Origin of the sequence: Amaricoccus sp. (genome assembly GCF_017993425.1) — a bacterium.
Taxonomy (GTDB): domain Bacteria; phylum Pseudomonadota; class Alphaproteobacteria; order Rhodobacterales; family Rhodobacteraceae; genus Amaricoccus.
On record NZ_JAGOMQ010000099.1, the window covers coordinates 1 to 2,605 of the forward strand.

Here is a 2,605-nt window from a genome sequence, read left to right on the forward strand (position 1 = left end):
TTGACGATCGGGGCGATCGGGCGGCTCTCGGGCTCGGGCGTCGGCCGGGGCAGGCGCATGGTCGGCTGGGCGATGTCGCCGCGGTCGCGGCGGCTGTCGGCGGGCTTGGGCATCGGCCGGGACTTCATGCGCGGGGAGTCGTCCTCCTCGTCGGCGACGGTGATGCGCGCGGCCGCGGGCTCGGCGGCGGCCTCGAGCATCGGCGCGCCGCCGGCGGCCGCGCCGGTGCTGGGGGGCGGGGGCGCGGCCTCGAAGTTGGCGGACGGGGCCTCGATCGGGCTCGCGGGGTCGGCGTTGCCGGGGGCGCCGTTGAAGGCGCGGCCGTCGGCCTCCTGGGCGAGGCCGTCGCTCGGGCGGTCGGCCTTGGCCTCCTCGCGGAGCATGTCGCGCATCGGCGCGGCGCGGGCCTCGGACTTGGTGGCGCCGCGGGTGGCGGTCTTGGTGTCCGCGGTGTTGTCGTCGCCGAACAGGCTGTCCAAAAGGCCAGGTTCCTCGGGGCGCCGGGTCGGCGTGTCCTCGATCGGGCGGACCATGGCGATGTTCTTGTCGGGGACGCGGCTGCGGTCGATGGTGGTGATGCCGGCGGGGCCGATCGTGAGGATCTCGGCGAGCGCGGTGCGGTCGATGCCGAAGCGCTGATAGTCGTAGTCGGTCTCGAGGACGAGCAGGGCGGTGTAGTCGGAGAGCACGCGGTACTTGACCGAGAGGTCGAGGATCTGCTTGCGGGCGTCGGCCTTGCCGGCGGCGCTGGTGTCGGTCATGGCGCCGAGGCGGTCGATGTTGGCCTTGATCCACGCGCGCTCGAGCAGCGGGCGCTCGGCGGTCTTGAGCGGGACCTCGCGGCTGTCCTCGCCCTTGTCGCCGAGCTCGACGCGCATCGGGGTGCCGGGCGGGAGGTCGGCGAACACGAGCACCTGGTCGCCGGGCTGGACGGCGTCGAGGGTCTCCGGCCACACCCAGGTGGCCCCGGGGACGCTGACCTTGAGGCCGCTGCGGGTGGCGCGGACCAGGCGCGAGGCGAGCAGGGCGGCGGGCAGGCGGGCGTTGACGACGATGCCGTCGCGCTCGAGGCCGGCGTTGGTGAGCTGCTTGAGCGAGACCTCGTCCTGGACGCCGCCGTCGACGACGGCGTCGAGGCGGCGCACGCCGGCGGTGGCGAGGGCGGCCGCGGCGGCGCGCAGCTGGTCCTTCTCGAGCTCGCCGGCGGTGAGGATGCCGTCGCTGACGACGAGCACGCGGTCGTGGCGGGCGGGGTGTTCGGCGACGAACTTGAGGGCGCCGGTGAGGTCGGAGGCGCCGAGGGCGTTGCGGCGGAGGATCGCCTGCTGGGCGTCGGCGCTGAAGGAGCTGGCCTTGCCGGCGAACACCTGCTCGACGCCCTGGTCGAAGCAGAGGACGCGGAGGTCGAAGTCGACGCCGGCGGCGGCGCGCAGCTCGGCGATGATGCGGCCGAGGCGGGCGACCTGGCCCTTGAAGTCGACGGCCCGCGAGGCGCTGGTGTCGAACAGCAGGGTGACGCCGCCGATCGGCTCGGCCGGGAGCTTGATGTCGGGGGCGACGCGGGCGACGGCGAGGCGGTCGTAGCGGAGGCCGACCTCGGCGCTGCGCCGGCCGGTGGCCAGCTCGAGGTCCTTCTGCGGCATGAAGTTCTGCTCGCGCAGGGTCAGGTGCTCGGGGCCGCTGGTGCGCGGGACGACGACGTCGACGTCGAGGTCGCGCAGCTGCGGGAGGCCGCGCAGGAGCAGGCGGTAGGGCTCGGCGTTGCTCGGCAGGTTCTCGGAGTAGGAGACGATGATCTCCTTGACGGCGCGGGCCGGGATCGGGAAGACGCGGGCGGAGAAGCGGTTGCCGGCGTTCTTCTCGAGCAGCGCGGGGTCCTGGCGGCGGTGGAGGGCGTCTTCGTAGGCGCGGCGGGCGGCCTGCAGCTCGACGACCTCGGCCTCCTGCCACTGGCCGTTGATCAGCATGGCGAAGCGCGAGATGGCGGCGCCGGTGGGGAGGTTGATCTCGAAGCGGCCCTCGATCTGGCGGTCCTGCGGGTTCTGGAACACCATGTGCAGCTCGGTGAAGGCCAGCGGGTCCTCGACGACGGCGCGCGAGCGGAGGGAGATGAGCTCGAGGCCGGTGCCGTCGGCGGCGGTCAACGAGACGGGCGAGACGACGGCGCCGGGCTCGCTTTGCTCGCCGGGCTCGCGCCATTGCAGCGAGCACTCGCCGACCGGCTCGCTGGCGTCGACCGCGGGCTTCTGCGGGCGGGCGGTGCAGGACAGGCTGGTGACGCTGGCGATGCTGAGGAGGACGACGGGGAGGATGCGGGGCATGAGGACTCCAGACTCGCGAGCGTAGCGGAGATCGAGGCTCGCGCGGGTGGCCGTCAACGCGGTGATCCGCGGCCGGGTCTCGCTCGTGCGGGTGCATGGATGCGCGCGCAGGCGCACGAACAACGGGTGTAAGTCGGGCCTCGCGGGCGGCGTTGGCGGGGGTTGGTGCGCGGTGAACGACGGTCGGCGCGGACCGGGCGAGGCCATGGACCTGTACGAAGGGACAGGCCGCGATCGCGGGCGCCGGCGCGGGTCGTGGGCTCAGAGCGAGCGCAGGGCGGCGA

General features: G+C 74.0%; 1 protein-coding gene. It reads right to left on the reverse strand.

The genetic code is table 11. The features are described 5' to 3' along the window. Positions 1–2,321 (reverse strand): VIT domain-containing protein (locus tag KBB57_RS20070; protein WP_290754188.1); only part of this gene is annotated, 2,321 nt, incomplete at its 3' end. Between the last annotated feature and the right edge of the window lie 284 nt (positions 2,322–2,605).